Genomic DNA, 6,273 nt, shown 5'->3' on the forward strand with positions numbered 1-6,273 from the left:
ATAATACTTAAAGTTTTTCAAGAAATATTTAAATACTATACATATTTCACGCTTTGTGGGGTATATGGTATGTGATATTTAAATAATTATTTAAGAGAGGATGATGAACGTGTCTAAAAATAATTTTAGAGATGATTTCGAAAAAAATCGTCAGTCTATTAATTCTGATGATCAATTCGAAGATAATACAAACGAGTTTGATGAAAATTCAAATGAGTCCAATGATTTTGATAATCAATCAGACCAACAATTCCCACCTAGAAACGCACAAAGACGTCAAAGAAGACGTAACCAAGCTACTAATAAAAACAGAAAATTTGGTAATCAAAATTCTGATTCAAATGCTAATGGTTCACTTGATGATCGACACGATGAAGACTCTTTCAATGAGTTACAACACAATCAACAAGAAAATCATTTAGATAACGAGCCAATACATAAGGATGATAAACTTTCTTCTGAAAAAGACTTTAATAATGATGCTTCACGTAGAAATAATCGTCATGAAGCATCAAATAGAAAACATGATAAAGACTATGATAATGGTAGTTTGAATGATGATGATCGTCACCGTCGTAATCATGAAGAAGGTATCGATGAGCGTCAAGATAATCGAAATCACAAAGATCAACAAAACAAAAAGTCTCGACATGGCAAAGACGCTGCAATAGCTGGAGGTGCCGGAGTCGCTGGAGCTGCTGGTGCTAAAGCTGCAAAAGACAAACGTAAAAAAGATGAACATCATGACTCAAAATACAACGAACATAAAGATGATCGTGATTTAAATAACGATAATCAATTTGATCAAAACAGAAAACATGATAAAGACCTTCATGACGACCATCGTGACGCTAAAGATAACCATTCTAAAGAAGAACCAAAAAAAGGTAATAAAGGTAAAAAAGCAGCAGTTGGTGCAGGTGCAGCTGGTGCGGCTGGCGCAGCTGGGGTAGCAGCTGCAAAACATAAAAAAGACCATAAAAATAATAATCATAAAGATAATCATAGCCATAACAGAGATCATCAAGACGATCATAGAAATCATAAACATGAAGATGGTAATGATGGATTCCAAGCTCACAATGGTAAAAAGAAACGTGGTCTAGCTGGTATTTTACTTCCACTTATAGCTTTATTACTTATTCTAGCAGCACTTGCTATCTTTATTGGAATGTATTTAAACAACGATAAAAAAGATAGTAACCAAGCTGATAACAAAACAGAACAAACTGCTAACAAAGATAACAACAAAGATAGTAAAGACAAAGCTAGTAATGATAGCGACAAAGACAAAGCTAGCAGTGACAAAGATAAAGATAAAGCAACTAATGATGACGACTCAAATGACAAAGCTACAACAGACAATGATTCATCTAATAATTCAAGTGATGATAATAGTAGCTCTTCAGATAATAGTACTTCTTCAAATTCATCTGATAACAGTTCATCATCAGATAATAATGGTAATAACTCAAATAGTGACAATAACAATGGTAACTCTCAAGCTACTTCAAACAATAGCAGTCAAAGTAACAGCAATAATAATCAATCAAATAGCTCAAATTCAGGACAACAAACTCACGTAGTATCAGGTAATGAAAACTTATACCGTATCGCTATTCAATACTACGGAGAAGGTACTGTTGAAAATGTAAATAAACTTAAACAAGCTAATGGCTTATCAAGTAATAACATTTCTAATGGTCAAAAATTAATAATCCCACAATAACTTAGTTATCATTCAAAAGAGACTGAAACAAAATTGTTTCAGTCTCTTTTGTTTCAATGCACATATAATTTTAATTTTATATAAATATTGTGAGTGCTATTCTATTTAGAAATAGCGAAACAACTGCTATAATATATGGGTGATTAAAGGAGGCCAATGACATGCAAAGCATAGAAAGTATTATTATCGGCGGAGGCCCATGCGGTTTAAGTGCTGCTATTGAACAAAAAAGAAAGGGTATTGATACATTAGTCATCGAAAAAGGGAATGTTGTAGATGCTATATATAAATATCCAACACACCAAACATTTTTCTCATCTAGTGATAAATTAAGTATCGGTGATATTCCTTTTATCGTCGAAGAAAGTAAACCTCGACGAAATCAAGCACTAGTATATTATAGAGAAGTTGTTAAACATCATCAGTTAAATGTTCGTGCATTTGAAGAAGTACTCACTGTTAAAAAAATTGACAATAAATTCACTATAACAACTACTAAAGATGTTTATGAGTGTAAATTTTTAACTGTTGCAACCGGTTATTATGGTCAACATAATAAGTTAGAGGTTAAAGGAGCAGAACTTCCTAAAGTACAACATTATTTTAAAGAAGCACACCCGTTTTTTAATTTAGATGTTACTGTCATAGGTGGTAAAAATTCTGCTGTTGACGCTGCATTAGAATTAGAAAAAGCTGGTGCAAATGTAACTGTACTATACAGAGGTGATCGATATTCAGCTGCCATTAAACCATGGATATTGCCAAATTTTGAATCATTAGTCAATCATGAAAAAATCACTATGGAGTTCAATGCGAACGTTACTGAAATAACAGAGAATAGCGTGATTTATGAAAAGAACGGTAAAGTTACAGAGATACCTAATGATCATGTATTTGCAATGATAGGGTATCACCCTGATTACGACTTCTTAGAATCTATTGGAATTGAAATTAATACAAATGAATATGGAACTGCTCCAGTTCATAACAAAGAAACTTTTGAGACAAATGTTGAGAATTGCTATATTGCTGGCGTAATTGCTGCAGGTAATGATAATAATGCAATCTTTATTGAAAATGGTAAATATCATGGCGGAATTATTACTCAAAGTATTTTAAGCAAAAAGCAAACACCACTTGAAAGTTAAGGACAGAAGTATAAAACAGCGGTATAGTTAATAAGAGCTGAGAACGACGCAATATTAGTGTCTTCTCAGCTCTTATCATCCTTATGAAGATAAATTAAGATGATTCAAAAAGATTACTAAGTAGTAACTTCTCAAGCAAAACCAATTAAATTACATTATTTTTCTAAAATCTTGTAATTAATTTTGTTTTTCAAAATAATTTTTTAATTCGACAATATTGAGTTGATTACTTAGGCCAATTAGTAACTTAAGTCTTGCTTTAGGACCATTTAATCCATTTGAAAATATTAAACCTTTATTCGCTAATTGAAAGCCACCACCTTCATAGGCATATACTGGACTTACAATCCCATTAAAAGATCTAGAAACTAACACAATAGGTATATTATTATCTAAACAAGTTTGGACACCTTTCAAGCAACTTGGAGGTAAATTTCCTTGGCCTAAAGCTTCAATGACGATACCATCTACGTTTTGTTGCGCATAAAAATTAAATATGTCACTTTCCATGCCCATATAAGCTTTTATCAATGGTACTTTCAACTGATAATTTATTATTTTAAATGACTGTTGTTTATAAGGTTGATTATAGAATTGAACATTATCTTTAGTTAATATTCCTAATGGTCCTTGATTTGGACTTTGGAAGGTATTGATATTAGAAGTATGCGTCTTCGTTACATTTCTAGCAGTATGTATTTCATCATTGAATACGACCATAACGCCTTTGTCATTTGCATCACTAGAAGAGGCTACACGAATTGATGAAATGAAATTATATAATCCATCGGAACCAATTTCATTAGAAGATCTCATTGCACCAGTTATAACCACAGGACATCTAATGTCTAATAATAAATCTAAAAGGTATGCGGTCTCTTCAAGAGTATCAGTACCATGTGTAACTACAAAACCATCATATTTACCTGTCTTATTAGCTTCAATAATTATATTTCTCAACTTCTCGACATTTTGAATCGTTATATGAGGAGACGGAATATTAAATGGATGAATTTCATCAACATTAGCGTATTGGCCAATAATGTCTCTATGAAGAGATATTGGATTTACATCATTTGTTACTACCTGACTAAATTGGTTTTGCGACATACTTATTGTGCCACCAGTATGTATAACTAATAATCTTTTCATTTCGTTCCTCCTATTTTTAATTTACATATTTATGATAAAATAATACAAATAAAACAACAAGGAAGGATAAATAATATGGACTTAATAAATATTGCCTTGGATGGTCCTGCAGCTGCAGGTAAAAGTACTATTGCACGACAAGTAGCTAGTAAATTGTCTATGATTTACGTTGATACAGGTGCAATGTACCGTGCGATTACTTATAAATATCTTCAAAATGACAAACCAGAGGATTTTAAAACACTCGTTAATCAAACGACGTTGGAATTAACCTATGACAAAAGTAAAGGACAACGAATTTTATTAGATAATCAAGACGTCACTGATTTTTTAAGAGAAAATGATGTAACTCAAAATGTATCTTATGTTGCTTCTAAAGAACCTGTTAGAACATTTGCAGTTGAAAAGCAGAAAGATCTAGCAGCTAAAAAAGGAATTGTTATGGATGGCCGAGATATTGGCACAGTAGTATTACCAGATGCAGAATTAAAAGTGTTTATGATCGCTTCAGTTGAAGAAAGAGCTGAAAGACGTCAAAAAGAAAATGAACAACGAGGTATCCCATCAACATTATCACAATTAAAAAAAGAAATAGAAGAAAGAGATCATTACGATATGAATCGGGACATTTCACCTTTAAAAAAAGCTGATGACGCCGTCACAGTGGATACAACTGGTAAAACGATTGAAGAAGTAACTGAAGAAATAATGACTTTGGTTAACAATATTTAGACAAATAAGGACAGCTATTTAGAGTGATTCGTATTTAACTAAGTTTAAAGTGCGAATTATTTTAAATAGCTATTTTTATTCTATATAATTAAAAGTGGTAACTATTAAGCACTTTTTTAATCGTATAACATATATTTAGTTCGTATAAAAATTATAAATTTTCAAAAGTTATAAATTAGTTAAATTTTCATTTTATAATTTTAATAATTGATAATTTTTTTAAGAACTTATGAAACTAAAGGGGAATTTCTTGACAATTCTACTGGTTTATAAGATGTTATATGTATGTAGTGTATAAGGAGGCAAACAAGATGACTGAAGAATTCAATGAATCAATGATTAATGATATTAAAGAAGGTGACAAAGTCACTGGTGAGGTTCAACAAGTTGAAGACAAACAAGTCGTAGTTCATATTAATGGTGGCAAATTCAATGGAATCATTCCAATTAGCCAACTTTCAACTCATCATATTGAGAACCCAAGTGAGGTAGTTAAACAAGGTGATGAAATTGAAGCATATGTTACTAAAATCGAAGTTGATGAAGAAAATGACTCAGGTGTGTATATTCTTTCAAAACGTCAACTTGAAACTGAAAAATCATATGAATATTTACAAGAAAAACTTGATAATGACGAAATTATTGAGGCTAAAGTTACAGAAGTAGTTAAAGGTGGCCTGGTTGTAGATGTAGGTCAACGCGGTTTTGTACCAGCTTCACTAATTTCAACTGATTTCATTGAAGATTTCTCTGTATTCGATGGACAAACTATTCGCATTAAAGTAGAAGAATTAGATCCTGAAAATAATAGAGTCATTTTAAGCCGTAAAGCAGTAGAGCAAGCTGAAAATGATGTGAAAAAAGCTTCTTTATTAGAATCACTTAATGCTGGTGATGTTATTAAAGGTAAAGTTGCTCGTCTAACTAACTTTGGTGCTTTTGTTGATATCGGTGGCGTAGATGGTTTAGTCCACGTTTCTGAATTATCACATGAACATGTTGATTCTCCAGAAGATGTAGTTTCTGTAGGTCAAGAGGTAGATGTAAAAGTTAAGTCTGTAGAAAAAGATGCTGAACGTATTTCACTTTCTATCAAAGATACTTTACCTACACCATTTGAAAGCATTAAAGGACATTTTCATGAAGATGATGTTATTGAAGGTAAAGTTGTGCGTTTAGCTAACTTCGGTGCTTTCGTTGAAATTGCTCCAGGTGTTCAAGGTTTAGTGCATATTTCAGAAATTGCTCACGAACATATTGGCACACCAGGTGAAAAACTTGAGCCAGGACAACAAGTTAATGTTAAAATTTTAGGTATAGATGAAGAAAATGAACGTATCTCACTTTCAATTAAAGCTACATTACCTAAAGAAGACGTTGTTGAGAGCGATGATGCTACAACTCAATCTTATTTAAGTAATGATTCAAATGAAGACAATCCAACATTAGGTGATGTCTTTGGCGATAAATTTAAAGACTTAAAATTTTAATCTCAAGTTATCATACAAACTC

The 6,273-nt window shown here is 31.9% G+C and carries 5 protein-coding genes; 4 read left to right on the forward strand and 1 reads right to left on the reverse strand.

Translation table 11 applies throughout. The annotated features are described in order from the left end of the window. Nucleotides 1-103: 103 nt before the first annotated feature. Both ebpS and ypdA read left to right on the forward strand, forming a co-directional pair. Nucleotides 104-1,729 (forward strand): elastin-binding protein EbpS, encoded by a 1,626-nt coding sequence (gene ebpS / locus NR218_RS12345; RefSeq protein WP_210423090.1) that lies wholly within the window; start codon nucleotides 104-106, stop codon nucleotides 1,727-1,729. 161 nt (nucleotides 1,730-1,890) lie between these two features. Beyond that, nucleotides 1,891-2,877, forward strand: coding sequence for a bacillithiol disulfide reductase YpdA (ypdA, locus tag NR218_RS12350; RefSeq protein ID WP_011275727.1), 987 nt, complete (start codon nucleotides 1,891-1,893; stop codon nucleotides 2,875-2,877). 177 nt (nucleotides 2,878-3,054) lie between these two features. Here ypdA and NR218_RS12355 read toward each other — a convergent pair whose 3' ends face one another. Further along, nucleotides 3,055-4,029 (reverse strand): asparaginase, encoded by a 975-nt coding sequence (locus NR218_RS12355; RefSeq protein WP_011275728.1) that lies wholly within the window; start codon nucleotides 4,027-4,029, stop codon nucleotides 3,055-3,057. Nucleotides 4,030-4,104: 75 nt separating this feature from the next. Here NR218_RS12355 and cmk point away from each other — a divergent pair, with 75 nt between their 5' ends. After that, entirely contained in the window at nucleotides 4,105-4,761 is a 657-nt protein-coding gene (gene cmk, locus NR218_RS12360; RefSeq protein WP_011275729.1) for a (d)CMP kinase, read from the forward strand. A 311-nt stretch (nucleotides 4,762-5,072) separates the two neighbouring features. Then, the gene (rpsA, locus tag NR218_RS12365) at nucleotides 5,073-6,251 is read left to right on the forward strand and encodes a 30S ribosomal protein S1 (RefSeq protein WP_049394521.1); all 1,179 of its coding nucleotides are present in this window, start codon (nucleotides 5,073-5,075) and stop codon (nucleotides 6,249-6,251) included. Nucleotides 6,252-6,273 lie beyond the last annotated feature (22 nt).

Source organism: Staphylococcus sp. SUC_1.2, from assembly GCF_026222585.1.